The organism is Streptomyces sp. HB132 (assembly GCF_016909575.1).
In the GTDB taxonomy this organism is placed as follows: Bacteria; Actinomycetota; Actinomycetes; order Streptomycetales; family Streptomycetaceae; genus Streptomyces.
The window spans coordinates 156,224-182,150 of the sequence record NZ_JAFBGA010000007.1 but is presented as its reverse complement, the minus strand read 5'-3'; the positions used below and the strand labels follow the sequence as shown (position 1 = coordinate 182,150).

Below are 25,927 nucleotides of genomic sequence, written 5' to 3'. Positions count from 1 at the left end.
GTCGATGAACCGACGGGCCATCAACTAGGCTGCTCGCACTGCCCTGTTGCTTGGGGGTTCGCACCGGGATCCGCGTGACGACGGAAGACTGCCCGGGGGCCGTCACACGGTGTCCGCCCCGGGATCGGGCTGCTCTCCTCCGGGTCCCGTCAACCCGCCTTCATGAAGCGCCCGGCGGGGCGCGGAAGATGCAAGTGACTGCGGAGTGTGGTGTGTTCGTATTCCGTTCGGAAGGGCCCCCCCGCCGTTGCAGCTCCGGGACGAGTCCCCGGGTGATCGCCGTCAGATCGTGCGGCAGGGCGCCGGGACGCAGGCGGAAGCCGTTCAGGCCGACGGAGCGCCGGTCTGCGCGAGCCGGGTGAAGGAGTCGATGGAGATCTGGCTCCCGGAGCGTGGGTCCGACCAGACGATCACGTTGTTGATGCCGGGCAGCTGCACTGCGAGGTGCACTTGCTTCTTTCGGGTCGTGGGCACGGTGCGGTCTCCTCCTGCGAAGTCCGGCAGCGGGACGGGTGATTGCGTGGTGCCTCTCAGAGCGTGCACACGGGTGGGTCCGCCTCCGGACAGGGCGACCGGCCTTGCTTCATGTGGTGTTCACGCCCTGGCGAATGATCTGCGACAACGTGTGCGGCGGCCCGGGGGCGAGACGGCGCACACGAGCGGGGACCCCCAAAACCACGGCCCTCCGGTCGCCGCGCCTGCGAGGTGTCACGTGGGGTCCACGCCTGCCGCCTGGGTCTGAGCCACCGGCCGCCGGGGAGGGAAGCCCGCCTGACGGGCGTACAGGACGACCGCGATCACCGGCAGCAGGAGCAGGAGAACCGTCCAGGGGAACGACTCGCTGCCGACCACGTCGAGCAGGATGCCTCCGGTGATGCCTCCACCCGCCATCGCGAGGTTCCAGAGCGTGACGAGCATCGCCTGCGCCGAGTCGGCGGATTCGCCGCCGGCGTCACCGACCGCGGTCTGGAGCAGTGTGGGCACGCCGCCCCATCCCAGACCCCACAGGACCGCGGCGACGTGGACCAGTGCGGTGGTGTCCGAGAGGAGGGCGAGGAGCGCGGCGGCAAGTGCGACCAGCAGGGCGCCGACGACGGTGAGGCCGCGCAGCCGGCGGTTGATGAGCGCGCCGACGATCCAGATGCTCGCCAGTGACGCCGCGCCGAAGACCAGGAGCACCGATCCCGTGCTGCCGCCCAGACCCAGGTCGTCGAGGTACGTGGCGATGTACGCGTACAGGACGGTGTGGGCCAGAACGAAGACGGACGTGACGGCGAGGACCGGGGCCACTCCGGGAACACGCAGGGTACGCAGCATCTTCGGCCGCTCGCCACGCCCCAGCCCGGGAAAGTCCGGTACGGCCGCGACGATCCACACCAGGAGCAGCAGTGTGAGCGCCGTCATCGACAGGAACGCCGCCCGCCAGCCGAGCCGGTCACCGAGGAAGGTACCGGCGGGCACGCCGACGGCGAGTGCGACGGGGATACCCGCCATGGCGACGGCCATGGCCTTGCCCTGGAGCCGGGCGGGTGCCATACGCCGCGCGTAGCCGGCGAGGAGGGCCCACGCGAGACCGGCCGCGACACCGGCGAAGAACCGCGCCACCATCGTCAGTTCGTAGACGGATGACACCGCCGTCACGGTGTTGGCGACGGCGAAGCCGCCCATGGCGGTGAGCAGCAGCGCCTTGCGCCCTCGGCCCGCGGTGGCCGCTGTGAGCGGGATCGCGGTCAGGGCGGTGCCGAGCGCGTAGACCGTGACGGTCTGCCCGGTCGCGGACTCGCTCGCCCGCAGGTCCTGGCTCATCGCGGGCAGCAGACCGGCGGGGAGGGTCTCGGTGAGGCTGGTGACGAATACGGCGGTGGCCAGGGCGAGCAGAGCGACCAGCGGAAGTCTCTCGCGTGCCTCGTCTCCGCTCTGCGGGTCAGGTGCCGCCGCAGCGGCGGGCGCCGTGTCGGGTTCGGTGCTCATGGGGTCTGCTCCAGGTCTTGCGGAAGGAAAAAGGAAGGGGTGGGGCGTCGAGGGGACGGGTGGGGCGTGGTCCTGGGTGCCGCTCCCTTCAGGGGTGCTCGTTCCTCGCCGGTGCTCGGTGCCGCCCGCGGGACGACTCTGTACGGGGGCACTTCGGGAAAACCTCCGGAAACCTTCGGACCGGCCGACGACCGGGCGGGCGGGGGCGGTGAGGCCGGCGCTGCCGGAAGCCCGCACATGTACGTTGGTTCCCATGCGGTTTGGGGTGCTCGGGCCACTGGTGGTGTGGGACGGCGAGGGGCGCGAGGCGGGAGTTCCCGAGGCCAAGGTCCGGGCCTTGCTGGCGGACCTCCTCGCGAACGACGAGGGGCCGGTCTCCGCCGACCGGCTGATCCACGATCTGTGGGGCGACATGCCTCCGGGCAAGCCCCGGGCCGCCTTGCAGGCCAAGGTGTCCCAGCTGCGTCGGGTCATCGGCCGGGACCGGGTGGTTCGACGGCCCCCGGGCTACCTGCTGCGACTCGACGGCGCCGACGAGGTGGACGCCGTACGGTTCCGCGCCCTGGTGACCGAGGCCCGCCCCGTCCGGGACCCACGCGCACGGGCCGCGCTGCTCACCGAGGCACTGGACCTGTGGCGGGGGCACGCGTACGCGGACTTCGCGGACCTCGGGTTCGTACGGGGGGCCGTGCAACGCCTCGCGGAGCAGCGGCTGTCCGTGTTGGAGGAGCAGGCGGAGGCACGCCTGGAGGCGCGGGACCACGCTCTCCTCACCGGGGAGCTCGCCGACCTGGTGGCGCGCCACCCGCTGCGGGAGCGTCTGCGCGCGGTCCAGATGAGGGCCCTGTACGCGGCGGGACGTCAGAACGAGGCGCTGGCGTCGTACGACGATCTGAGGTCGCGGCTCGTCGGGGAGCTGGGGGTCGATCCCAGCCCCGAACTGGCCGCCCTGCACGCGGCGGTGCTCCGGCAGGATCCGGAGCTGAGCTCGGGGGCTGCCGGGACGCCGGGAGTGTCCCTCGTACCCGCAGTGGGTACGGCGAGCACCGTGGCCACCACGGCCGCCAGGGGCGCCGGTGATGCGGCCGGGCCGGGTACCCCTTCGAACCTCCCCGTCCCCCTTACCCCCCTCATCGGCCGCCGTCAGGCCCTCGACCGGCTCTCCCGGCTCCTCTCGGAGAAGCGGCTGGTGACCCTCACCGGTCCCGGCGGCGTCGGCAAGACCCGGCTGGCCGTGGCGGCGGCCACCGCCGAGCGGGACGGCGCGCAGGCCGGTGAGCCGGGTGACGGGACGTGGCTCGTCGAGCTCTCCGGCATCCGCAGGGGCTCCCCCGCGGACCTGGCTCAGGTCGTCGCCGCCACTCTCGGCATCCGGGATCACGCGCCTCGCCCGCTGCCAGGCACGGTTTCCTCCGCTCCCTCGCTGCCGCACCGCCTCGCCGCCGTCCTGCGCGACCGTCGCACCCTGCTCGTGCTGGACAACTGCGAGCACGTCGTCGACGCCGCCGCCGAACTCGCCGAGCTGCTCCTGCGCACCGCCCCCGGACTACGCGTCCTGGCCACCGGTCAGCAGCCGCTCCGTCTCGCGGGCGAGGCGGTGTTCCTCGTCGAGCCCCTGCGGCCCGCCGACGCCGTCCGGATGTTCATGGAGCGCGCGGCCGCCGCTGCCCCCGGCTTCCCGTGCGATCCGGACGAGCCCGAGCGTCGGGCCGTCGCCGAGATCTGCCGCCGCCTCGACGGCATTCCGCTCGCCCTGGAGCTCGCCGCCACCCGCGTACGGGCCTTGGGGGTGCGGGGGTTGGCCGCCCGGCTCCACGACCGCTTCCGACTGCTGACCTTCGGGCAGCGCGGCGCGCCCGCGCGTCAGCAGACGCTGCGAGCCGTGATCGACTGGAGCTGGGAGCTGCTCGGCACATCCGAGCGCATCGTCCTGTGCCGCCTCGCCGCGCACAGCGACGGCTGCGACCTGGACGGCGCCGAGGCGGTCTGCGCGGGGGACGATGTGCCCCGGGAGGAGGTGCTCGACCTCCTGACCCGGCTGGTGGACCGGTCTATGGTGGTCGTGGTGGACGGGCCCCACGGCCCCCGCTACCGCCTCCTGGAGTCCGTCGCCGCGTACGCGACCGAGCGGCTGCGTGAGCGGGAGGGCTTCCTCGCCGTACGGGACCGTCACCTGCGCCATTACCGGGCCTTCGCCGAACACGCCGAGCCGCGGTTGCGCGGCGCCGACCAGCGGTCCTGGCTGGCCCGGCTGGACGCCGAGGCGGGGAATCTGCGTACGGCGCTCGACGAGGCGGTGCGCCGCGCGGGCGCGGGCGAACCGGAGGAGGCGGTCCGGCTGGTCACCGCTCTGGCCTGGTGGTGGCTCCTGCGTGGCCGCCTCACCGAGGCCCGCCGCAGTTCGAGATCAGTGCTGGCCGCGTGTTCGGACCCCTCCCCACCTGACGAACTCGTCTTGTTGGAAGGTGCTTTCGCACTGCTCACCGGAGATCGCGCAGCGGTCGCCCTCACGGCGATCAGTCGCACAGCAGGGGAGGGCGACCCCACCCGCGACGCTGTTCCCGATCCCGTACGGCGCGCGCGTGCTTTGTGGCTCTGCGCGTACGGCCTGTTCAGCGCGGGTGACGTGGACGGGGCCGGTGAGCTGAACACCCGTGCGCTCACCCTGTTCACCACGGCACAGGATTCGTGGGGCACCGCGGCCGCCCTCGGCCTGCGCGCGACGCTCGCGCTGGTGTCCGGAGACCTCGCGGCTCTCGGCCGTGACGGGGTGAGAAGCGCCCTGCTCTTCCGCGAACTGGGTGACGGCTGGGGCGAGTTGCAGACAGTCTCCCCGCTCGCCGCGCTCGCCGAGATCAAGGGCGCCCACGGGGACGCGGAGCGCCGCCAGCACGAGGGGCTCCGGATGGCGCGGGAGCTGGGGCTGGAGGCGGAGGTGTCCGCGCGTCTCTCCGGACTCGGCCGCCTCGCGTTGCTCGCCCATGATTGGGACCGCGCCCGTGACCTGCACGAACAGGCGCGTCGCATCGCGGTCGGGCAGGGCTACAAGTACGGAGAGATCCACGCCGGGATGGGCCTCGCCCTCGGCGCGCGCCGTTCAGGCGACCTCGACGGGGCCGAGGCGTACCTGCTGCGCCTCCGCGACGGTCACGCCGATGTGTCGTCGCCGGCGGGCGACCACCTGCTCCTGGCCGAGCTCGGCTTCGTCGCCGAGCTCCGCGGCGACGCGAGCGGTGCGGCGGCCCACCACTCGGAGGGGCTGGGGATCGCCCGCGTCCTCGCCGAGCCCCGTGCCCTCGCGCTCTCCCTGGAAGGCCTCGCAGGTGCGGCGGCCCTCCACCGCGACGGGCCGACCGCCACCACCGCTGCCGTCCTGCTGGGTGCGGCGGCGGCCGCACGCCGCGGGGCCGGGGCGCCGATGCCACCCGCCGAACGCGCCGATGTCGACCGCATCACCGCTTCGGCGCGGGCCGCCCTGGGTGCCTCCGAGTTCGCGGAGGCGTTCGACCGCGGCAGCCGGCTGACCATCGAGGAGGCGGCCCGCCGCGCCGGCCTCGGAGACCGTGGTCAGAGGGCTCGCGTCGATGGGGTGGAGATGGTCGGAGGGTGCTCGGGGTCCGGGATCTGATGGCTCCAGCCACCGGGGACCGCGCGGCCCTGCTGCTCCCGGAAGCGGACCGGGGCCATCCCGACGCGGCGGGTGAAGAGGCGGGAGAAGTAGGCGGGGTCGTCGTAGCCGACGCGGCGCGCCACGGCGGCGACGGGGAGCTCGGTGGCGGCGAGGAGTTCCTTGGCGCGGCCGAGGCGAATACCGAGGAGGTAGGCCTTGGGGCTGCATCCGGCGCCCCGTCGTACGGCGGTGCGCAGCTCGGCGGGGGTCATCCCGTGACGGGAGGCGTGTTCGGCGACGGACAGGGGCTGGAAGGCGTCGCGGGCGAGGGCGTTCAGTACGGGGTCCCCGTCGGCTCCGACATCGGCCCGGGCGCGGCGCAGGGCGACGAGCAGTTCGTGCACGGCGGCACCCGTCTCCACTTCCAGGAGGGGGTTGCCGTGACGGGCCGCACGCGTGATGCGGCTCACCGCGGCGCGGACGGTCGCGGTGCCGGCCAGGGGGACGACCGGGCGGTCGGGTTCGATGTAGCCGAGCTCGGTGTACGGGGCGGTGGCCGGGCCGCTGAAGTCGACGAAGCTCTCGTCCCACCCGGTGTCGGGGTCGGGACCGTAGTGATGCGGGATGCCCGGCACGAGCCAGATCAGTGCGGGGGCGGCCACGGGGGTGTCCCTGCCGTCGGGACAGCGGTACCAGCCGTTGCCCGCGCTGATGACGACCGCGACGTGGTGGTCGAGGGTGCGGGGTCCGACCGGGGGCAGCGTGCCGTGCTGGAGGCCGACTCCGAGGCAGACCAGGCCCAGCTTCCGGTGGGCGGGACCGGGCGTGAAATAGCGCATCCAGGTGTGGTACATCCGGTCCGTGTCCTCCCCGCACCGGTTCGCCGGCGTTCCGTTGTGTCCAAACAGCGCTGATCTTTGTCCATGGACGGCTCCGCCGCCAGGGGGTGAGGTGGGGTGGTGGCGGAACGAGAGGTGGGGACCGTGGCTGATTTCACGGTGGGTGAGGCGGATTTCGAGCTGGACGGGCGGCCCGTACGGCTGTTGTCGGGTGCTCTGCACTACTTCCGGGTGCACGAGGGCCAGTGGGGGCACCGGCTGGCGATGCTGCGTGCCATGGGCCTGAACTGCGTGGAGACGTACGTCCCGTGGAACCTCCACGAGCCGCGGCAGGGGCGCGGTCGCGACGTGGAGGCGCTGGGGCGGTTCCTGGACGCTGCGGAGGCGGCGGGGCTGTGGGCGATCGTACGGCCGGGGCCGTACATCTGTGCCGAGTGGGAGAACGGCGGCCTGCCGCACTGGCTGACGGGGCCGCTGGGCACTCGGGTGCGGACCCGCGATCCGGAGTTCCTGGGGCAGGTGGAGCGGTGGTTCCGGCGGCTGCTGCCGCAGGTGGTGCGGCGACAGATCGACCGCGGCGGGCCCGTGATCATGGTGCAGGTCGAGAACGAGTACGGCAGTTACGGCTCCGACCAAGTGTATCTGGTCCGCCTCGCGGAAATCTTGCGCGAGCTCGGTGTGACGGTGCCGCTGTTCACGTCCGACGGGCCGGAGGACCACATGCTGACCGGTGGTTCGGTGCCGGGGGTCCTGGCGACGGCGAACTTCGGTTCGGGTGCGCGGGAGGGTTTCGCGACACTGCGGCGGCACCGTCCTGACGGGCCGCTGATGTGCATGGAGTTCTGGTGCGGATGGTTCGGTCACTGGGGTGCGGAGCCGGTGGTACGGGATCCCGCCGACGCGGCTTCGGCGTTGGAGGAGATCCTTCGGTGCGGCGCGTCCGTCAACATCTACATGGCGCACGGCGGAACGAACTTCGGCGGCTGGTCGGGGGCGAACCGTGCCGGGGAACTGCACGGCGGGGAGCTCCAGCCGACCGTGACGTCCTACGACTACGACGCCCCCATCGACGAGTACGGCCGTCCCACGGAGAAGTTCTGGCTGTTCAGGGACATCCTCGCCCTTCATCGGGAGAAGGGTGTCCCACTCCCCGACGTGCCGGCTCCGCCGGCCGCCCTGACCGGTCCGGTGTGCGCGGAGCTCGTGGACTGGGCACCTCTGAGTGACGTCATGGACAAGCTCGGCGGCCCGGAGGCCGAGTGGGTGATGCCGCCGACCTTCGAGGAGCTGGGGGTGGACCGGGGGCTGGTCCGCTACCGGGTGGACGTGCCGGGGTCACGCCGGCCGTATCCGCTGGGTGTGACAGGGCTGCGGGACCGGGCGGTGGTGTACGTCGACGGCGCCCGGGCGGGGGTGCTGGGCGGCGGCCCGGCCGAGGCCTGTTCGTACACCGGGCTGGAAGAGCCGGTCTCCGGTCCGGCGTCGGTGGAGCTGTGGGTGGAGTCGTTGGGGCGGATCAACTACGGGCCGCGTCTCGCCGAGCCGAAGGGGATCACGGGGGGCGTCCTGCACGAGCGGCAGTACCTGCACGGCGTACGGGCGCGTGGGCTGGCCCTGGACGCCTTCGAGGGCGCGGACGCGCTGGGAGAGGTTCCGTTCCGCTCTCCGGAAACGGGCGCGGCAGGTCTCTTCCGGGGAGCCTTCGACGTGTGCGGCGCGGGTGACGCCGCGCTCGCTCTGCCGGGGTGGGAACGCGGCTTCGTGTGGGTGAACGGCGTCTGCCTGGGACGCTATTGGAACGTGGGACCCCAGCAGTCCCTGTACGTTCCCGGGCCCTTGCTCCGTGAGGGTGCGAACGAGGTGTGGGTCCTGGAGCTGGAGCACTCGGGCGACCGTCTGCTGACCCTCGGCTGAGGGGCGCGCACGGGGTGGACGAGGAGACCGGCACAGGACCTGCCCACCTCGCCCACCCCGTGGCTCGTCCCCACCTGCCCGTCACGCCTCGCGCACCTCGAAGGAGTCGAGGACGAACTCCGCGGTCGCGTCGTCGCCTGTCTTGCGCAGGCCGACCCAGGTCTCACCTTCCGGCGGTGCGGTGAACTCGTAACTCAGCACGGTCGGCGAGGTGGCGACGGGAAGGTCCCTGCGGTCGAGTTCGCGGGAGGCCGGCGTGTCGACCCCGGTGATCCAGGCGTACTGTCCTGCCTTCTCGTTCTCGTACCGGAAGGTCACCCGGTAGCGCTTGCCGGCCTCGAAGCGGACGGTGTGCTGCACGGTGCGGTGGACCAGGCCCTCGTTCTCGCCACGCGACTTGAGCGACTGGGTCCCGTCGACGACGTCATCGATGGCCTTGCCGTTCCAGCCGCGCCGGGTGAACGGGTCGTGCCGCTGGGCGATGTGGGTACGCGGGTCCGTCGAGCCGCCCGCGTCACCCTTGACGAAGACGCCCCAGCCCTGGGGCACGTGCTGGAAGTCCTCGAAGGCCACGGCTCCGGCCCTGGTGGTGCGCCGCGCGGCGACGATCCGCACGTTGTCGAAGCGGACCCTGGCGCTCCCTTCCCCGGTGCGCAGGATGAGGTCCACCGGGCCTCCGCCGTCCGGCACGCTGAAGTACGTGAACATGCGCTGGAAGCGGGTGTCGTGCTTGCGGTCCGCCGCGACGAGGTTGACGGCGGTGGAGGAGTGCGTCCAGTTCTCGGTGACGGTTCCGTCGGCGGTGCGCACGGTCAGCGCGGCTCGTCGCCGCTCCCCGGCCCTCTCCCCCACCTCCACCTGTACGGACGCGGCGTAGGTGCCCGGCGCGAGGCGTACGAGCCGCCGGCCGACGGTCGCGGCCGGGCCGGCACCGATGACGAGTTCGTAGTCGCCGAGGGCGCTGAGCTCGACCGACGCCGAGCCGCTCACGTCCCAGCCCTCCAGGGAACCGGAGTTGAAGCCCGGGTCGCGGAGCGGCGTCCCCTGACCCCACTCCGGGTCCGGGTTCGCCGGCATCCGGGTGCGGTGGACGACGTACGGCTGGTTCGCCTCGGCGTCGATGGTGACGCGGCCGGAGCGGACGGGCAACGCACCTGCGTACGCGCGTCCCTGGTCGGTGAGTCGGTACAGGGCGACCTCCGACCGGCCGGCCCAGCCGCGCGGCAGTCGCCAGGTGCTGCTGCCTCCTGCCGGGTTGTAGTGGTAGAGCCGGTGCGGGTCGGTGGCTTCGCGCGGCTCCCAGGGCAGCAGATAACTTCCCCCTTCGTACACGACACGGCCGTCGGTGGTGATGCGACGGGTGCCGTCGGTGTCTTCCACGGACGTCTTCGTCGGGCCGAAGAACGTGATCGCGTGGGCGCCCCAGGTCCTGACCGGGTAGGCCTGGAGGTACTTGGCGGGCAGGCTGTCGGTCCAGATCTGCTGGTAGAAGGTGTTCCAGTCGGTCTTGTTGACCCAGCCCTCGAAGTTGCCGGTGCGCGGGATGCCGAGGAGCGTGGGCCACTTGTCGGCGAAGACGTCCTTCTGGTGGTTGCGGATGAAGCGGATCAGCCGGGAGTTGATGCCCCGGGACGAGTCGCCGCCGTAGTCGGTCTCGGTGGCCCAGTGGGACCAGACGGAGGAGCGCTCGAGGCCGTGGCCCCATTCGGTGGTGACCTGCCAGCCCTGTTCGCGCAGGGCACGCTGGAGGCGGTCGGAGGTCCAGCCGGACTCACGGAACACGTCGATGTACAGCATGTTCAGGGCGGGGTCGGTCTCGTCCCTGAGGTCCTGGAAACGCTTGATGATGTCGCCTGAGACGAGATCGCGCCGCTGGTCGATGCGGTAGCTCTGGTCGAGCCAGTCCCACTGCTCGTCGCTCTTGTCGACGAGCTTCTCGGAGAACGCGTTCGCGACGGGGTACGACTCGGTGGCGTTCACGTGGACACCGAAATCGCTTCCCCACCTGCGTCCCTCGCGCACGAGCGTGTTGAGGTCGTCGAGGCCGCCCGCGCGCTCGTTGTGGTTGCCCGCGTAGTCGGGGTGGGCGGAGTCGTGGCCCTCCGACTGGTAGCCCTTGAGGAGCGTGTACTGGCGCAGTCCGTCCGTCGCGAGAGAGATGCGCTTGACGTTGTCGAGCGTCACGAGGAACGGGTTGGTGGCCTGGCTGGCGAAGTTGAACGGGATGTGCGGGACGACCCGCAGGTGCTGCTCGTCGGCGCCCAGCGGGTCGACCATGATGTCGCGGAAGGCGATGGCGGCGTCCTGCCAGTCCACCACCCCGTCGCCGTTGCGGTCACCGGTGATGATCACAGTGGCGTACGGCAGCGGTTCGGTGGCGTTCAGGGGTGCGGTCGCCGCACGGTGCGTCCACTGCCCGCAGACGAGCTGTGCCTTGACATAACCGTCCTTCCTGACGGTCTGTCGCCACAACCGCCCGTTCTCCCAGGTGGCGCCCGGCACACTGCCGGGCTTGTCGTACGTCGTGTTGGTCTCCACGGCGCCGCCGAGCCGGTCGTGGGCGACGACGGCGTACGCGCAGCCCGTCGGCGCGGCGTCGGGCGCGGTTCCTGGCGTGAGCTCGATCAGGGTGTCGCCGCTCGTGGCCTTGTCGAGCTGGACACGTGCGGCGAGGACAGCGGCGCCCGGCTGGTCGCTGCGCACGGAGAGGAACGCGAGCGACGGGATCTCGAACGTGCCGACGCGCAGGGCCGGTGTGTCGGTGATGCCGGTGACCCGCCAGTCGACCTTGAGGCCGGCGACTCGGATCTCGACCCGGATCTCGGTACCGCCGTCGAAAGCGAGGGTGTACGACGCCCTGTCGTGGCCCGAGCGTGAGGCCACCCGCGGGGTACGGGCGGTCCCGTCGATCAGCACGGAGGTGACGGGCTCCTCCTGCCCGTGCAGTACGGCCCCGCCGGTCCGTTCGGTGTACGAGACGACGCGCGGGAAGTCGGGGTCGACGCGTACCTCCAGTTCGCGGGAGCGCAGCACGGTCTCCCGCTGCACCGCGAGCGCGGCGCCGGGTCCGCCGAGGGCCAGTCCCGCTCCCGCCAGTGCGGTGGCGGCCACCACGGTCCTGCGCCGCGGTCCGGGCTCCTGTGCGTGCATGCGCGCTCTCCTGAGCTTGACGGCATCTGTGCACGCCAAGATGCGCCGCTCGGGGTGAGCACGCCCATGGACAAAGGAGGGGCGGGTGTTGGACTAAATAAGCACCCGTCGTCGCACCGAGAGGTTCGATCGTGGGCCGGACTTCGGCTCCCGGTCAGCTGAGCGGCTCGTGGCCGGCAGGGCGAGCAGGGCCTTCCACACGGCTGATGGGTGTCGCCGGTCGTCCACCCGCGTGACGACGGGCCCGCCCACGGCCTCGGCCGGGGCGGGCCCGTCGTCACGCCGGCCCTCCGGGTAGCGGGTGCAGTCGGCATCCGCCGGCCGGTCGGCTACGCGAAAAAGGGTGTGGAGGACTTGCGGGGGCGCTGCCGCCGGAGGCGGCGGCGCCTGCCGCAGTCGAGTCCACGGTCGGCGGAAATCTGCACCGCCCGATCACGCGGACGTACGGTCCGGCCGTTCGCACGGGGATTCACACCGAGCGGAACCGGCGACCGCGTGACCTTCGGAGAGCGTGCCTCCCCCGCACGCCCGGGGCGTAGCCGACGGTGCAGACGTTCCCGTCCACGAGCCGTCCGGCCGCGGTAATGCTAGAAGTAGTGCTTGCGCCCGCCGACCTTGCGGCCAGTCGCGCCGAGAAGCCACAGAACCGCTCCGACCACGACGAGAATGCCACCGATCGTCGTCAGCAGGGAGACTCCGACCAGCAGGCCGATGATGAGCAGAATAGCGCCAAGGAGAATCATTTCAGTTCCGATCTCTACGAATATTCGATGTGTACAGGCCCCTCGTCACGACTGACCGACACCACACCTCGTATGCCTCCCGCACAACACGTACCAGGTGAAAACCGGGCTGTCGTGCCATCGGCGACTGTGGGGTTTCTGTCGTGCCACCTCCGTGTGCCCCACTCCTGGCCGCCTAAGCACGCCTGCCCCGCGGAATAATTTCCTCTTGTTCCTCCTCGTCTTCATCAGGCAGTCCCTCGTGGGAGTCGTACTCCCGGTCCTCGTACTCCGCCGGCCCGTCTTCCTCGCCGTACTCGTCGCCGGAGGCCTCGAAGTCCTCGTCACCGTCCTCCGCGGACTCCCCGTCGTACTCGTCGTACTCGTCGTACTCGTCACCGGAGGCCTCGAAGTCCTCGTCACCGTCCTCGGCCCCGGAGGACTCGTCCGCCGAGGCCTCCTCGGCGCGGTTCTCCTCCTCCACGGCCTGGTCGTGATCGACGACGACTTCCCCGTCACGGATCTCGCCGCGCCAGCCGTCGCTCGCCTCACCGCGCATCATGATGAACTTGCGGTACAGCTTCAGGTCGAGTCGCGCTCGCCGCCCCTGGGCCCGCCAGATGTTTCCGGTCTTCTCGAAGAGGCCCGCAGGGAAGTACTCGATCACCAGCAGCACGCGGGTCAGGTCATCGGTGATGCGATGGAAGGTGACGAGGCCCTTCACCGTTCCCTTCGCACCCTCCGTCGTCCAGGAGATGCGCTCGTCGGGCACCTGCTCGGTGACGTTCGCCTTCCAGCTCCGCGTCGACTTGGCGACCTTCACCGTCCAGTTGCTGGAGGTGTCGTCCGTCTTGTCGACGCTGACGACGCCCTTGGCGAACGTGCTGAACTCCTGGAACTGGGTCCACTGGTCGTACGCCTCACGGACAGGGACACCGACGTCGATGTCCTCACTGATCAGCACCGACTTGGACTTGCCGCCGCCGCTCCTCCCGCCGCCGCCGAAGACACCCTTGATCTTGTCCTTGACATTCTCTGTGCCTGCGGCGAGTGCGGCCCTTGCCGGTGACTTGCCCTCCGCGAGCGCTTGACCGCCCTTGGTGAGGCTCTTGAGCATGCCCCCGCCCTGGCCGCCTTCGCCCAGCGCGGTCACACCCTCGCCCAGCTTCTGCCCGAGCTGGGAGACGGTGTGCTGGGCCCGGGTCTCGAGGTAGTTCTTCAGCTCGTCCTTGAGACGGTCGGCCGCGGGGCTGCCGGCCACGGCCTTCCTGAGCTCGGTGAGAGTGGATTCAGCCACGGTCGTCCTCCTGGTTCTTGCGCGCGGAGCGCGGAGCCTTGGCCGTCGCGGCCTTCTTACCTGTAGGGCCGGCCTCGGCCTGCGTCTTCGGCGCCGCACCGCGGCCCCGGGGGCCGCTCGTGCGGGAGCCGTCATCGTTGCCGCGAGTCGTCGGGGTGCGCCGCTCGGCCGGGCCCGTAGCAGTGGTCACCGCATCGCTCGTCCTGGCTGCGGTCGTCCTGGGGCGGCTGCGCGGCCTTCGCTCGCGCGGTTCGTCCTGCCCCGGCCCGTCGGAATGCGCCTCCGCGTGCGCGGTCCCGTCGTGCGCGGCCTCGTCCGTCGGCGGTGCGTCCAGCCCCCGCACCCTCTCGCCGAGCGATTCGGAGAGGCGGTTCATGCGGCTGGTCAGCGCCGAACCGGCCGCCGCCTTCGTGGCCTCGAACAGCTCTGTCCGGACCTGGTCGGTGAGTCCGCTCAGGAGCGGACTCCCAGCAACGAGCCGCCCCAGTTGCCTGGGGTCCGGACTCAGCTTCTTGCCGGCCAGGAACATTCCCAGCCCGATGGCAACCTTGGCCTTCTTCGTGCGCCCGAGGAGGTACCCGCCCACGAGCGCTGTGGCTGTCCCGCTGTTGGTCATCATGCTGTCTTCACCTCGGTGTCGGTCGTTGTCACGTGGTGTGGTGCGCGCTGCCCGAGCCCGCCGTCAGGACCTCCGATCCGCTCGAGGATTCCGCAACAAAGGAATTGGGGGCCCTTTGACTACCCCTCAGCGAATCGGCATACAGAATCCAGATACCGGTGAGGGAGATTCGCACAGGAGCGTCAGCACCGCACCGCCGCGTCGGATCACGGGCAGGAGGTCTGCATTTCTTGCTGGGTGTCAGATCTCTTCGCGAGTCACTGGATTGACTTCGCCCTCGCGTCTTCGGGGACGCCCGGCCCATTGGTGCACACATGAGTGAGGGAAAACAAGCCGGACCACGTAGGAGTTCTATCGCCCCGAGAATTCACCACGCCGCCCTCACCCTGGGCCAGACGGATCAGAGAGTCGAAATACCTCGGACAGATCCATGAGACATGTCACAGAAGTGAGAACGTGCGTTCAGTACACCGGGTCGGGCTCCGCTCGACAGCGGCCGCGCTTCGTGGGTCGAAAGGGCCGAGAACATCCGGCTCCGCATGTCGGCGCAACCGGAAGAAGCCGCGAACGCCGATGTGCGGCGTCCGCAGCCACCAGGGGGACGTCCGGTCGCTCCGCGGAATCTGCCCGTGCCCGCCCCCGGCTCGTATTCGACGCCCGCTGCTACCCGCGATACGCCTCCAGCAGCCGCCGCGAAAGACACGCCGTAGCCGACCTTGCCGCGCCGGAGACAAGGGACCGATGGCTGTCGGGGGCACCCGTTGTTCACCTCCGCTCGAGCGGAGCTGACCGGTTTCCGCAACCCGTGCGAACCGACGGCGGTCGCGGAGGGTGCGGCCACCGGAGTCACAGCCCCTCGACAAGAAAACTGGCCGCGCATTCCCGAGCGGGTCGTGTCGGCTGACGGCTCGCTCCGTGGTTACCGCACGGCGGCCAAGCTGCGGGGCCGGCCCTACGTCTCGGCCTCTTCGAGGACGACTGAACCGGAGCCGAGGGAGGAACCCCGGCCGACACGCACGGCTGGGGTTCCTCGCGACGGTGAGCGCCGCTCATCGGGTGGTGCGCAAAGTCCTGAACCGCTCGACCACGGGCCTGCGGACCGCCTCACACCACGGTCACCGTGAACCGGCGGGGTCAGCGCCGCAGGGTGAGGACACCCGGCCGCCACGGCAGCTGGTCGTAGGGGCCGCCCGCGGTGGTCGACTTGCCCTGGTAGAGGAACTGCAGGTTGCAGGGGTCTACGGTCATGGTCTGGTCGGGGTTGACGCGGACCAGGTCACCATGGCTGATGTCGTTCGTCCAGGTGGCACCGCTGTTGGCCTTGCCTGCGAAGGGGTTGTTCTCACTCGCGGCCTGCGGGGTCCACGACCCGCTCAGGCTCGAGGCCGTGAAGGAGCGGAAGTAGCGTCCGTTCGCACCCATGGCCTCGACGATCATGAGGTACTGGTTCTGGCCCTGGACCTTGTAGACCTGTACACCCTCGAACAGGTTGGCCTTGGTGTCGCTCATGATCGTCGTGTACGAAGAGCCGAAGTTCCCCGGGAAGTTCCCGATCGGCATGCTCGCCCGGTAGATCTTGCCGTTGTCACCGGCGAAGAACAGGTACATGTTCTGGCCGTCGGCGATCAGGGTCTGGTCGATCGGTCCGGTGTCGGAGCCTGAGATGCTGCCCGTGAACAGCGGCTGCGGTGAGGACCACCCGTTCGGGTTGGCGGGGTCGCTCGACGTGCGGTAGACGAAGGCCGACGCCCCCCACTGGTAAGCCAGCACCCAGATGTTCCTGGGCGCGAAGTAGAACAGCGTGGGAGCCACCGCGGCCTGGCTCATCCCGGTCTGGCCGGCCGACGCCATGTCCGACCAGTTCGTGAAGGGACTGAACATCATCGAGCCGTACGAAGATCCCGACACGTTCGACGCGTAGACCAGGTGCTTGCCGTTGTGAGTCACGGTGGTGAAGTCCTTCACCGCGGCCCACCCGTTCGCCGGCTGCGCCAGCACGCCGGTCGACGTCCACCGGTACGCCGACGGAAGTGAGCACGGACCGTCGGTCGGCGGCGTCCCGGTCGGACCGGCCCATTTCTGATTGTTGGCACCGTTGCACGTCCCGATCTGCACCGCGGCGCCGTTGGCCGTGCCGGCGCCCGCAACTTCCAGGCACAGCCCGGACTCCACACCGACGACCGTACCGTCCGCGTTCACCCGCCACTGCTGGTTCGCACCGCCGGAACAGGTCCAGATCTGCACGCGGGTTCCGGGCGTCGTGGCGTGGCCCGGAACATCCAGGCACTTACTGCCGTACACGGTCAACTGGTTGCCGTCCGTCAGCGTCCACTGCTGATTGGTCCCGCCCCAGCAGTCGTGAATCTGCAGGTACGTGCCGTCGGCCTGGGCGGCACCCGGCACATCGAGGCACCGGTTCGAGCCGACACCGCGTAAGGCGCCGGTCGAGGCTGCCTGAGCCGGGATGGCGGCGAGCAGCGCCGCCAAGGCGGCCAGGACCGCAACCGCTGCGGCGAGCAACGCGGACGGATGTCTGCGGCTGAAAATCCCTCTGTACATGGGCACTTCCTCAACCTTGAGTGGCAGGTTCCGGCCGGCCTCGCAGGGAGGCGTCCGGACTGTCGGTGCGGTGCGGCATGCAGAGGCCCGTGGGCACCACGGCAGACCGCTTGTGCCTTACCGGCCCTTCCCGGCCTTCCCTCGGACCGTCGGCGCCCGACGCCTCCGGGCGGCACGGGCGTCGGAGGTGGGGCCTTGGACGGCCGAGCGCCCGGGTGGCACGGTCCGGCGGACGATGCGCGAATCAAACGATGGCGCGTGCATGACATTCGACTCCACAGGGGCGGCACGACCCGGAGTTGTCCTGCTGAGCGGCGAAGCGATGTGTTCGAAATCTCGAAAGAGGGCCGAAGGGTCGAGCAACCTGAATGATAGGGAGCCACAGGGCGGCGTCAACACCTCTCGCACGTATCGATGCTGACGCCGAAACGTTGCGCACGCCCGTGCCGCACAACATCGCACGTCACGCAGCCGAAGAGGCGCATCACGCCACCCATATCGCCGTCGACGCACCCGCCGAAGAAGGCAACGGCGATCCGCCGATCAACCTGCTTGGCTTCGAAAGTTTCGAACTCGGAACAGAAAATTTTCGCACCCAGAGTATTGACGATGCATCGTCAAGCCTCAATCATTCCTGTCTGAGAAGCCGATCACAGCTCGACATTTCGAACCACATCCGAGAAGTCCGTGCCGCGCGGCAGATCCACGCACAACCTCTCCGCAGATCCGCGCGCCGAAAACGCACCCGCGCCACCCCTTTTCGTTCCGGTGAGACCGGCACCAGCGCATCCTGGCTCTTCACGCAGTGGGAGAGGTGAGTAACGCCGCGTGACGGTCCCCCGGCTGAGCCGCGATGGAGTACCTCCGTGCCTGTCTCGAGGATCGTCCCGTCCCTGTACAGCGGTGTCCGGGAACTCCGTGCGGCACGGATTCCGACCCGCCCTCCGTCCGCGACGCGGGAGAGGACGACTTCATCCGCGCGCTTCAGCCGTTCCGTGATCCCTACCTTGGAGGCACAGCCATGGGCTCGTATGCCCTTACCAGACCCGTTATCCGCCGAAAGATCCGCGGCCTCCTGCTGGCGCTGGTCGTAGGCGTCCTCGCTACGGCCGCCGCACTGGTCGCGCCGCCGGCCGCACACGCCGCCGAGAGCACGCTCGGAGCCGCAGCGGCGCAGAGCGGCCGCTACTTCGGGACCGCCATCGCCTCCGGCAAGCTGGGCGACTCGACGTACACGACGATCGCGGGTCGTGAGTTCGACTCGGTGACGGCCGAGAACGAGATGAAGATCGACGCCACCGAACCGCAGCGCGGCCAGTTCAGCTTCACCGCCGCCGATCGCGTCTACAACTGGGCCGTGCAGAACGGCAAGGAGGTGCGCGGTCACACCCTGGCCTGGCACTCCCAGCAGCCCGGCTGGATGCAGAGCCTCAGCGGCAGCACACTGCGCCAGGCGATGATCGGCCACATCAACGGCGTGATGGGCCACTACAAGGGCAAGATCGCCCAGTGGGACGTCGTGAACGAGGCCTTCGCCGACGGCAGTTCGGGAGCCCGGCGGGACTCCAACCTGCAGCGCACCGGCAACGACTGGATCGAGGCCGCCTTCCGCGCCGCACGCGCCGCCGACCCGGCGGCCAAGCTCTGCTACAACGACTACAACGTCGAAAACTGGACCTGGGCGAAAACCCAGGCCATGTACTCCATGGTCCGGGACTTCAAGCAGCGCGGCGTGCCGATCGACTGCGTCGGCTTCCAGTCGCACTTCAACAGCGGAAGCCCCTACAACAGCAACTTCCGCACCACGCTCCAGAACTTCGCCGCCCTCGGCGTCGACGTGGCCGTCACCGAACTCGACATCCAGGGCGCCCCGCCCACGACCTACGCCAACGTGACCAACGACTGTCTGGCCGTTCCGCGCTGCCTCGGCATCACCGTCTGGGGTGTGCGCGACACCGACTCCTGGCGATCGCAGGACACGCCGCTGCTGTTCAACGGCGACGGCAGCAAGAAGTCCGCCTACACCGCCGTCCTCAACGCGCTCAACGGCGGCTCCACCACGCCTCCTTCCGATTCCGGAACGATCAAAAGCGTCGGTTCGGGCCGCTGCCTCGACGTGCCCGGCACCAACACCACCGACGGCACCCAGCTCCAACTGTGGGACTGCCACAACGGCACCAACCAGCAGTGGACGTACACCGACACCGGCGAACTCAGGGTCTACGGCGACAAGTGCCTGGACGCCGCCGGCACCGGCAACGGATCCAAGGTCCAGATCTACAGCTGCTGGGGTGGCGACAACCAGAAATGGCGCCTCAACTCCGACGGAACCATCGTCGGCGTCCAGTCCGGCCTCTGCCTCGACGCCGTCGCAAGTGGTACCGCCAACGGCACCCTGATCCAGCTCTACTCCTGCTCGAGTAGCAGCAACCAACGCTGGGCCCACACCTGATGGGACCTGGGACAGACGAACGGGCCGATCGCTGACGGCCCACGGTGCGGCTTCTCCCGCTCCTGCAGGAAAACATCGTTGACGCTTCCGGGGTCGCCGCCGTAGTGGCGGCGACCCTCGCGGCCCGCCTGCTCACCACGGTGAAGCCGGCGCCCGCCGAGGCGACGACGTCGACACCACCGCCTGGTACATCCTGGTCAATCGCAACGGGTGGCGAGGCGGTGCCGGCGACGGACACCGCCGACGGCGCGGCGTCCGCTCGTCGGTCCGTCGCCGGACACCGACCGCACCGCGGTCGCCCGACTCGACGGCGCCGAACTCCGCCCGATCTGCGAGGTGAGCGGGTTTCGGGCGGTTCAGGAACGCCGGCTCGCGGTGGCCGCCTCCCAGGGCCTTCACCATGGGACCGCCCGAGAATGCGGTGAATACGGCCGCCATCCACTTCTGCGACGAGTACCAGAGTCGCTGAGCGTCCTTGTTCATGTCCGGACATCAGGGTCCGGGCCCGGCGCATGCGCTGGGATTCAGCGGATCAAGCGACCGGGCCCAGCGGTTTCTTCGGGAGACACGCCTGCCGGGGAGCGCGGCAGGTCCTCAAGGCCGGCTACGGCGGTTCTCAACCCCTGAACGACTCCAGCAGCCGGAGCCACACCTCGCTGATCGTCGGGTAGGCGGGCACCGCGTGCCAGAGACGGTCGATGGGAACCTCTCCGGCCACGGCGACCGTCGCCGAGTGCAGGAGTTCGCCGATGCCCGGTCCGACGAAGGTGACGCCGAGCAGGATCTCGCGATCCAGGTCGACGACCATTCGGGCCCGGCCCTTGTACCCCTGCGCGTACAGGCCGGATCCGGCGACCGCGGCCAGGTCGTGGTCGACGGCGCGGACCCGGTGACCTGCTGCCTCGGCCTCGGCGAGCGTGAGGCCGACCGAGGCTGCTTCCGGGTCCGTGAATACCACCTGGGGGACGGCGGCGTGATCGGCGGTGGCCGCGTGGGCACCCCAGCGGCCGGTCTCCAGCAAGGGGGTGTCCTGCGCGCGGGCAGCGATGGCGGCTCCCGCGATGCGGGCCTGGTACTTGCCCTGGTGGGTCAGGAGTGCGCGGTGGTTGACGTCGCCGACCGCGTACAGCCAGTCACTGCCCTCGACGCGGCAGCTGTCGTCGACGGTGAGCCAGGATCCGGGCTCGAGACCCACCGTGTCGAGGCCGAGGTCGTCCGTGCGCGGGGCGCGGCCGGTGGCGAAGAGGATCTCGTCGGTCTCCAGCCGTTCGCCGTTGTCCAGTTCGACGGTGACCGGCCCGTCGTGGCCGGCCCTGCTCACCGCGGTCGTCGAGACCCCGGTCAGGATCCGTGCGCCGGCTTCGGCCAGCGCCTCCGCGACCAGCTCACCGGCGAAGGGCTCCATCTTCGGAAGCAAGTGCTCACCGCGGATCAGCATGGTCACCTCTGCCCCGAGCCCCTGCCAGACGGTGGCCATCTCCACGCCGACCACTCCCCCGCCGACGACGACGAGCCGGCCGGGCACCTCCTTGGCGCTGGTCGCCTCGCGGCTCGTCCACGGCCGCACGTCCGCGATGCCCGGCAGGGCGGGGACGACGGCCCGGCTCCCGGTGCAGACGGCGACGGCGTGCCGAGCGGTGAGGTGCCGCTCCGAACCGTCGGCGGCCGTGACGGACACCTGCCTGACTCCTGTCAGCCGCCCCATGCCGCGGTAGATGTCGGCGCCGATGCTGTCCAGCCAGGCGACCTGGCCGTCGTCCTTCCAACCTGAGGTCTCGTAGTCACGGTGGGCGAGGACCGCGTCCGCGTCGAGCGGCCCCTGCACCGCAGCGCTGAGCCCGGGGACACGACGGGCGTCCGCACGCGCGACGACGGGACGCAGCAACGCCTTACTGGGCATGCACGCCCAGTAGGAGCACTCACCGCCGATGAGTTCGGACTCGATGACGGCGGTGCTCAGCCCCGCGGCCCTGGCACGGTCCGCCACGTTCTCTCCCACGGGGCCGGCCCCGATGACCACGACGTCGTACTCACTGCTCCGCGCACCATCAGTATCAGTCATGGGAACAGTGTCCTCGGGGGTGTGCGCCGCGGCCACATGGGCAGGCGGAATACCGCAAGTGACGCCACCGTTGTGCCGGACAGGTCCGAACGGTCCCAGGAAGAGGTAAGAAAGTATGAGCACCGTAGAGCTCACCAAGGAAAACTTCGATCAGGTCGTGAGCGACAACGAATTCCTTCTGATCGACTTCTGGGCTTCCTGGTGCGGTCCGTGCCGACAGTTCGCCCCGGTCTACGACTCGGCCTCCGAGCGCCACCCCGACCTGGTCTTCGCCAAGGTCGACACGGAGGCGCAGCAGGAACTGGCGGCCGCCTTCGAGATCCGGTCCATCCCCACGCTGATGATCGTCCGGGACAACGTCGCGGTCTTCTCGCAGCCCGGGGCGCTTCCCGAGGCGGCGCTGGAGGACGTCATCGGCCAGGCGCGCAACCTCGACATGGACGAAGTGCGCAAGTCCGTCGAGGAGCAGCAGGCACAGCAAGCGCAGCCGGAGCAGCAGTAGTCCTTCCGAATGTTCGCCGGACGTGATGAGGGCCCGGCCGCAGGCCGGGCCTTCGTCATGGGGCGGTCACCCGGCTCGGCCGTTTCCGGGCCGGTCCTGGGCGGAAGCGGAGGGGGAACTCCGGGATTCCTCGTCGTGTCCGGCGGCCGGTTGCGGCGCTCCGCCGCCGTCTCCTGCCTCAGCCGCCTCCGCTTCCCCTCCCGCCTCCTGCGTACCGCCGATGCGCTCGGCGATCCTGACCGTGAGGCCGTAGTCCAGTTCCGCGCCGTCCACCAGTAGGGCCTCCACGGTGTGCGAGGCCGGGTCGACGTCCGCCTCCATGCCGTCCCCCGCGTAGCGCGGGTAGCCCGAAGTCCCGGTGTCCCCGGTGGCTGCCACGACCGCGGAGCGGATGGCGGTGCCGGGCGCGGGTGCCCCGCTGCTGGACTCCTCCGGTTCCGGGAACAGCAGGATCTCGTAGCTCTGCGGATGGCTCATGGTCTCGACGCTAGACACGTGGCGCCTGCGGCGCACGTCGCGACACCCGGTCGGCCGGGTCAGCTGGATTCCCGTGCGACCGCCGCGGCCCGCAGCAGATAGTGACGTTCCGGCGCGCCGCCGGGGCTCTGCACCAGCCGGTCGATCATCTCCGCCGGTGACTGGGCCGACGCCAGCTCCATGGTGACGCTGCTGAGCCGGGGGCGCAGGAGCCTGCCGAGCATCAGGTCGTCGGCGCCGATCATCGCGGTCTCGGCGGGTACGTCGACACCGGCGTCCTGGAGCGCTCTCATCAGCAGCATCGCGTATTCGTCGTCGTACGTGAACACCGCGTCGAGGCCGAGCGTCCGCCAGCGGGCGGCGAGTTCTGCCGCCGATTCCTCGTCGTACCGCAGGGGCAGCGGCTGGATCCGGGCCTTCACACCGAAGTCCTCCGCGGCGCGTACCGCTCCGGCCAGGCGTGGTTCGGCGAACAGGGCGAGGCCCGGTTCCTGCGGCATGACCACTCCGATCCCGTGTCGTCCGCGGGAGAGCAGATGGCGGACCGCGCAGCCGCCGACCTCGCGCTGGTCCATGACGAGGGCGTGCGCACCGGCCACCGGTTGCGGGCCCAATGTGATCACGGCCTTGGCGCCGGAGCGGGTGAGCACTCCTATGCCGTACGGGGTGAGGGCCATGCCGCCGGGCGTCACGACGGCGACGGGGCGGAGTTCCGCCCAGGCCCTGGCGGCCTCGTCGGGGTCGAGACCCAGGCTGCCGTACTGCACGACGGTGTAGTCGAGTCGGCGCAGATCGGATTCGATCCGGGTCAGGAACCGTTGGTACAGGGGCCCGGCGGGCGCCTGCGCGGCGGGCAGCAGCACCGTCCTCGTGTGCCCGGCTCGAAGACTCCGGGCCGCCGCGTGCGGGACGTAGCCGAGGCCGGCGGCTGCGTCCCTGACCCGGCGACGGGTCGGTTCACTGATCCGTACGGTCGCGTTGTTGTTCAGTACGTAGGACACGGTGGCCCGGGACACTCCTGCGAGCCGCGCCACGTCGGCGCTGGTCGGTAGGGACATGCCGGCGGGCTGCTCGGGTAACTGGCTCATGGCGTCCGGCAGTCTCGCAGACCCCTTCGCCCGGCCCGTGGGCCGGGGCACCGTAACGGGGCGGGCGTCACCGGCCGGCGAGCACCGGCCAGACCTCGGGGTCCTCGAAGTCGAGCGCCCACAGCGCGGTGCCGCTCACGCCGTGCTTGCGCAGCACCGGAAGGTGGACGGCGACCCCGCGCGCGTCCTGGTACCAGACCTCGCGGGACTCGGTGCCGTCGTCGTAGGTGAAGTAAGGGGTGCCGGAGACCTCGTCGAACCGGTAGGGGGCTCCTTTCGCGGCGCGCAGTGCTTCCGCCTCCTTCCAGGTGACGTGCTTGGTGGCGGACGTGCTCGTGCTGTCCGCCGGCCAGTCCCAGCCGTAGGCGGGGAGGCCCATCTCCAGTTTGGCGGCCGGTACCAGTGCGGTGGCGCGGGTCAGGATGTCGTCGTACCAACGGGTGTCCGCGAGCGGTCCCGGGTCCCCGCCCGACCAGTGCAGGTTGTAGCCCATGATCCGGATCCGGTCGGCGACACGCCCGAGGGCCGCGTAGTCCCAGATGCGGCCTGTCGTGGCCGTCTTCGGGAAGACGGTGATCACACACTGCTTGCCGAGTGCGTGCAGGCGTCGGCAGAGGTCGGTGGCCAGTGCGGTGAATCCGTCGCGCACGGAGACGTAGGTGGCGTCGCCGGTGGCCGCGATGGATTCGTAGTCGAGGTCGAGGCCGTCGTAGTCGCGGGTGGCGACCGTGCGCATCAGCGCGTCGGCGTGCTCGGTGCGGCGGGCGGGGCTGGTGAGGATCGCCGCCAGGGCACCGGACTTCATCGTCTCCATGACGGTGGGGACGACCTTGGTCCCGGCCCGGTGCAGTCCGTCGATGATGCGGCGCTCGCCCGCGCCGGGGTGCGCGTCGATCCGGCCGGCCGAGACGGCCTCGTACCAGAACGGGCTGACGGTGTGCAGCTGGTCGGCGTGGAGCAGGGCGTCCTGGTAGGCGCCCTCCTGGTCCCAGTAGGGCAGCCACGCCGACACCGTCCGGGGAGTCGGCGTGGCGGGACGGGCCGGGGGCCCTGGTGCCGGGTGGGAGGTGGGTGCCGCGCCGGCGGCGGTGGACAGTGCGGCAGCGGTGAGGAGCGCGGTGACGAGGGCCGCGCGGGACCGGCGCGCGACGCCGGAGAAGGTGATCATGAGGTCGAGCCTGCGGCCCGTTTCCCCGACCCGCTCCACGAACTGGGCCGTACAGGTTCTACGGTGTTGCGATGACGTTCCAGCACACCAATCACAGCAGCGACAGCACGACCGACTTCCCCGGCCGCAGCGGCCCTGCCGCCACCACGGAGGCCGAACCCCGCGAGGTGGGTCCCGTCCGCACGTCGTACGCCCCCGACCGGGACGGCGATCCGGACCCCGGCGAGATCGTGTGGACCTGGGTGCCGTTCGAGGAGAGCGACGGGCGTGGCAAGGACCGGCCGGTTCTCGTCGTGGCCCGGGAGGAGAGAGGCACTCTTCTGGCCGTGCAGCTGTCCAGCAAGCAGCACGAGGGGGACCACGAGTGGGTCGCGCTGGGGGCGGGCCCGTGGGACAGCTCGGGACGGCCGTCCTGGGTGGATCTGGACCGGGTGCTGCGGGTGCACGAGGACGGGATGCGGCGCGAGGCCTGTGCGCTGGACCGGGTGAGGTACGACCTGGTCGTGGGGCGGCTGCGGGAGCGCTACGGCTGGAGGTGACCGCCGAACGCGCGGGTGAAGGCGGCCCTGACGGCCGAGTCGGGATCGCGGTCCGGAATACCGAAGACGATCTGTTCGAAGTGGCCCGCAAAGCGCGCGCCGCCGGTGAGCAGGGCCTGGAACGCGCCGGCCACGTCGGCAGGGTCGTTCATGAACACGCCGCAGCCCCAGGCACCCAGCACCAGCCGTCGGTACCCGCGCACGGCCGCCACCTCGAGTACCCGTTCGGCGCGGCTCGCCAGTGCGGCGGGTATGCGAGGGACCAGTTCCGGGTACCGGCGGCGGATGACACCGGCGTTGGGCGCGGGCGAGGTGAGGAACCCGACGGCATGGGGGGATTCCAGCAGCCTGCCCCGGTCGTCGCGGAAGACAGGCACGCCCGGTGAGTGGATGACCCGGTCGGTGTAGAGGGCGCTGCGCTCGGCGCGGTGGTGCGCGTAGAACTCGGGGGCGCGCAGCAGCGTGGAGTGGAGTGCGGACCCACGGCACAGGGACTCCTCCTGGGCCTGCGCTCCGTTCAGATAGCCGCCGCCGGGATTGCGGGCGGAGGCGTAGTTGAGGACGGCGACCCTGGCCGCCGACTCGCCCGTCAGCCGGCGTGCCGCCCGCAGGCTCGTCTCGTCCGTCACCTCGACGACCGGGGTGCGGCCGGTGTCCAGGGCGGCGACGGGCACGGGCTCGGGGCCGTACAGACGGGTGCCGGGGAGCGCGGTGGCCACGGCCCGCTCGATGGACACCTCGCGCCCCTCGGGCGTGCGGTAGCGCCCGGCCAGGACGATGGACTCGGTCTCTCTCGCGATGCCGCGCAGTCGTGCGCTCATCGGCGCTCCCCCGTGTGGTGCATACGGGGCATGCTGGACGTCCCGGCGGCATGGACGCAACCGGTTTTCGTCGCGCAGGGGCACCCTTGTGCGAACTCCCGGTAAGGGTTTGGGTGGGAGGCAAGCACCCGAATAAG

General features: G+C 70.5%; 18 protein-coding genes and 2 pseudogenes. 6 read left to right on the top strand and 14 right to left on the bottom strand.

Translation table 11 applies throughout. The features are described 5' to 3' along the window. Window positions 1-149 precede the first annotated feature (149 nt). From JOC24_RS33315 to JOC24_RS17810, 3 genes and pseudogenes are all read right to left on the bottom strand, one after another. Window positions 150-346: pseudogene (locus JOC24_RS33315) on the bottom strand (FMNH2-dependent monooxygenase); the annotation flags it as partial. Next, on the bottom strand, window positions 325-474 hold the full coding sequence (locus JOC24_RS17815) for a hypothetical protein (RefSeq protein WP_205021534.1): 150 nt from the start codon (window positions 472-474) through the stop codon (window positions 325-327). The gene JOC24_RS17815 and the pseudogene JOC24_RS33315, both read right to left, overlap by 22 nt. Before the next feature lie 234 nt (window positions 475-708). Continuing rightward, the gene (locus JOC24_RS17810) at window positions 709-1,971 is read right to left on the bottom strand and encodes an MFS transporter (RefSeq protein WP_205021307.1); all 1,263 of its coding nucleotides are present in this window, start codon (window positions 1,969-1,971) and stop codon (window positions 709-711) included. Between the two features lie 253 nt (window positions 1,972-2,224). On the opposite strand from JOC24_RS17810, the gene JOC24_RS17805 reads away from it, so the two are divergent. Beyond that, window positions 2,225-5,599 carry a BTAD domain-containing putative transcriptional regulator gene (locus JOC24_RS17805; RefSeq protein ID WP_205021306.1) on the top strand — a complete coding sequence of 1,125 codons (3,375 nt, stop codon included), beginning with the start codon at window positions 2,225-2,227 and terminating at the stop codon, window positions 5,597-5,599. On the opposite strand, the gene JOC24_RS17800 is transcribed toward JOC24_RS17805, so the two are convergent. Beyond that, on the bottom strand, window positions 5,539-6,435 hold the full coding sequence (locus JOC24_RS17800) for a helix-turn-helix domain-containing protein (protein ID WP_205021305.1): 897 nt from the start codon (window positions 6,433-6,435) through the stop codon (window positions 5,539-5,541). The genes JOC24_RS17805 and JOC24_RS17800 overlap by 61 nt on opposite strands. Window positions 6,436-6,564: 129 nt before the next feature. Between JOC24_RS17800 and JOC24_RS17795 the strand changes: the two genes are divergently transcribed. Then, the gene (locus JOC24_RS17795) at window positions 6,565-8,334 is read left to right on the top strand and encodes a glycoside hydrolase family 35 protein (protein WP_205021304.1); all 1,770 of its coding nucleotides are present in this window, start codon (window positions 6,565-6,567) and stop codon (window positions 8,332-8,334) included. 81 nt (window positions 8,335-8,415) lie between these two features. Here JOC24_RS17795 and JOC24_RS17790 read toward each other — a convergent pair whose 3' ends face one another. From JOC24_RS17790 to JOC24_RS17775, 5 genes are all read right to left on the bottom strand, one after another. Beyond that, a complete protein-coding gene (locus JOC24_RS17790) occupies window positions 8,416-11,484 on the bottom strand; it encodes an endo-alpha-N-acetylgalactosaminidase family protein (protein ID WP_205021303.1) in 3,069 nt (1,022 codons plus the stop codon). A gap of 587 nt (window positions 11,485-12,071) precedes the next feature. Beyond that, window positions 12,072-12,227, bottom strand: coding sequence for a hypothetical protein (locus tag JOC24_RS17785; protein ID WP_205021302.1), 156 nt, complete (start codon window positions 12,225-12,227; stop codon window positions 12,072-12,074). 175 nt (window positions 12,228-12,402) lie between these two features. After that, window positions 12,403-13,503, bottom strand: a complete 1,101-nt coding sequence (locus tag JOC24_RS17780; RefSeq protein WP_307792717.1) for an SRPBCC family protein — start codon at window positions 13,501-13,503, stop codon at window positions 12,403-12,405. Beyond that, the gene (locus JOC24_RS33310) at window positions 13,496-14,122 is read right to left on the bottom strand and encodes a hypothetical protein (protein WP_239580601.1); all 627 of its coding nucleotides are present in this window, start codon (window positions 14,120-14,122) and stop codon (window positions 13,496-13,498) included. The genes JOC24_RS17780 and JOC24_RS33310 overlap by 8 nt, the downstream gene beginning before the upstream one ends. Before the next feature lie 1,134 nt (window positions 14,123-15,256). Then, window positions 15,257-16,681 (bottom strand): non-reducing end alpha-L-arabinofuranosidase family hydrolase, encoded by a 1,425-nt coding sequence (locus JOC24_RS17775; protein WP_205021300.1) that lies wholly within the window; start codon window positions 16,679-16,681, stop codon window positions 15,257-15,259. Between the two features lie 443 nt (window positions 16,682-17,124). On the opposite strand from JOC24_RS17775, the gene JOC24_RS17770 reads away from it, so the two are divergent. Both JOC24_RS17770 and JOC24_RS17765 read left to right on the top strand, forming a co-directional pair. Continuing rightward, entirely contained in the window at window positions 17,125-17,499 is a 375-nt protein-coding gene (locus JOC24_RS17770; RefSeq protein ID WP_205021299.1) for a hypothetical protein, read from the top strand. Window positions 17,500-17,702: 203 nt separating this feature from the next. Next, a complete protein-coding gene (locus tag JOC24_RS17765; protein ID WP_205021298.1) occupies window positions 17,703-19,133 on the top strand; it encodes an endo-1,4-beta-xylanase in 1,431 nt (476 codons plus the stop codon). 616 nt (window positions 19,134-19,749) lie between these two features. On the opposite strand, the gene JOC24_RS17760 is transcribed toward JOC24_RS17765, so the two are convergent. Further along, on the bottom strand, window positions 19,750-21,195 hold the full coding sequence (locus tag JOC24_RS17760) for a dihydrolipoyl dehydrogenase family protein (RefSeq protein WP_205021297.1): 1,446 nt from the start codon (window positions 21,193-21,195) through the stop codon (window positions 19,750-19,752). A gap of 115 nt (window positions 21,196-21,310) precedes the next feature. Here JOC24_RS17760 and trxA point away from each other — a divergent pair, with 115 nt between their 5' ends. Next, entirely contained in the window at window positions 21,311-21,697 is a 387-nt protein-coding gene (trxA, locus tag JOC24_RS17755; RefSeq protein WP_205021296.1) for a thioredoxin, read from the top strand. A 228-nt stretch (window positions 21,698-21,925) separates the two neighbouring features. On the opposite strand, the pseudogene JOC24_RS34030 reads toward trxA, so the two are convergent. From JOC24_RS34030 to JOC24_RS17740, 3 genes and pseudogenes are all read right to left on the bottom strand, one after another. Then, window positions 21,926-22,174 (bottom strand): annotated as a pseudogene (locus tag JOC24_RS34030) (hypothetical protein); the annotation flags it as partial. Window positions 22,175-22,233: 59 nt separating this feature from the next. Then, window positions 22,234-23,262 carry a LacI family DNA-binding transcriptional regulator gene (locus JOC24_RS17745; protein ID WP_205021295.1) on the bottom strand — a complete coding sequence of 343 codons (1,029 nt, stop codon included), beginning with the start codon at window positions 23,260-23,262 and terminating at the stop codon, window positions 22,234-22,236. Between the two features lie 67 nt (window positions 23,263-23,329). Continuing rightward, window positions 23,330-24,430 (bottom strand): glycosyl hydrolase family 18 protein, encoded by a 1,101-nt coding sequence (locus JOC24_RS17740; protein WP_205021294.1) that lies wholly within the window; start codon window positions 24,428-24,430, stop codon window positions 23,330-23,332. 71 nt (window positions 24,431-24,501) lie between these two features. Here JOC24_RS17740 and JOC24_RS17735 point away from each other — a divergent pair, with 71 nt between their 5' ends. After that, window positions 24,502-24,969 carry a type II toxin-antitoxin system PemK/MazF family toxin gene (locus JOC24_RS17735; RefSeq protein ID WP_205021293.1) on the top strand — a complete coding sequence of 156 codons (468 nt, stop codon included), beginning with the start codon at window positions 24,502-24,504 and terminating at the stop codon, window positions 24,967-24,969. On the opposite strand, the gene JOC24_RS17730 is transcribed toward JOC24_RS17735, so the two are convergent. Continuing rightward, entirely contained in the window at window positions 24,954-25,790 is an 837-nt protein-coding gene (locus JOC24_RS17730) for a TIGR02452 family protein (protein ID WP_205021292.1), read from the bottom strand. The two genes, JOC24_RS17735 and JOC24_RS17730, sit on opposite strands and share 16 nt — an antisense overlap. Window positions 25,791-25,927: the final 137 nt, after the last annotated feature.

What these genes read in the sequence shown, in the direction of transcription:
- JOC24_RS17730 (WP_205021292.1), bottom strand. Translation starts at nt 25,790, where the DNA reads ATGAGCGCACGACTGCGCGGCATCGCGAGAGAGACCGAGTCCATCGTC.
- JOC24_RS17800 (WP_205021305.1), bottom strand. Translation starts at nt 6,435, where the DNA reads ATGTACCACACCTGGATGCGCTATTTCACGCCCGGTCCCGCCCACCGG.
- trxA (WP_205021296.1), top strand. Translation starts at nt 21,311, where the DNA reads ATGAGCACCGTAGAGCTCACCAAGGAAAACTTCGATCAGGTCGTGAGC.
- JOC24_RS33310 (WP_239580601.1), bottom strand. Translation starts at nt 14,122, where the DNA reads ATGATGACCAACAGCGGGACAGCCACAGCGCTCGTGGGCGGGTACCTC.
- JOC24_RS17760 (WP_205021297.1), bottom strand. Translation starts at nt 21,195, where the DNA reads ATGACTGATACTGATGGTGCGCGGAGCAGTGAGTACGACGTCGTGGTC.
- JOC24_RS17775 (WP_205021300.1), bottom strand. Translation starts at nt 16,681, where the DNA reads ATGTACAGAGGGATTTTCAGCCGCAGACATCCGTCCGCGTTGCTCGCC.
- JOC24_RS17805 (WP_205021306.1), top strand. Translation starts at nt 2,225, where the DNA reads ATGCGGTTTGGGGTGCTCGGGCCACTGGTGGTGTGGGACGGCGAGGGG.
- JOC24_RS17810 (WP_205021307.1), bottom strand. Translation starts at nt 1,971, where the DNA reads ATGAGCACCGAACCCGACACGGCGCCCGCCGCTGCGGCGGCACCTGAC.
- JOC24_RS17740 (WP_205021294.1), bottom strand. Translation starts at nt 24,430, where the DNA reads ATGATCACCTTCTCCGGCGTCGCGCGCCGGTCCCGCGCGGCCCTCGTC.
- JOC24_RS17745 (WP_205021295.1), bottom strand. Translation starts at nt 23,262, where the DNA reads ATGAGCCAGTTACCCGAGCAGCCCGCCGGCATGTCCCTACCGACCAGC.
- JOC24_RS17765 (WP_205021298.1), top strand. Translation starts at nt 17,703, where the DNA reads ATGGGCTCGTATGCCCTTACCAGACCCGTTATCCGCCGAAAGATCCGC.
- JOC24_RS17735 (WP_205021293.1), top strand. Translation starts at nt 24,502, where the DNA reads ATGACGTTCCAGCACACCAATCACAGCAGCGACAGCACGACCGACTTC.
- JOC24_RS17785 (WP_205021302.1), bottom strand. Translation starts at nt 12,227, where the DNA reads ATGATTCTCCTTGGCGCTATTCTGCTCATCATCGGCCTGCTGGTCGGA.
- JOC24_RS17790 (WP_205021303.1), bottom strand. Translation starts at nt 11,484, where the DNA reads ATGCACGCACAGGAGCCCGGACCGCGGCGCAGGACCGTGGTGGCCGCC.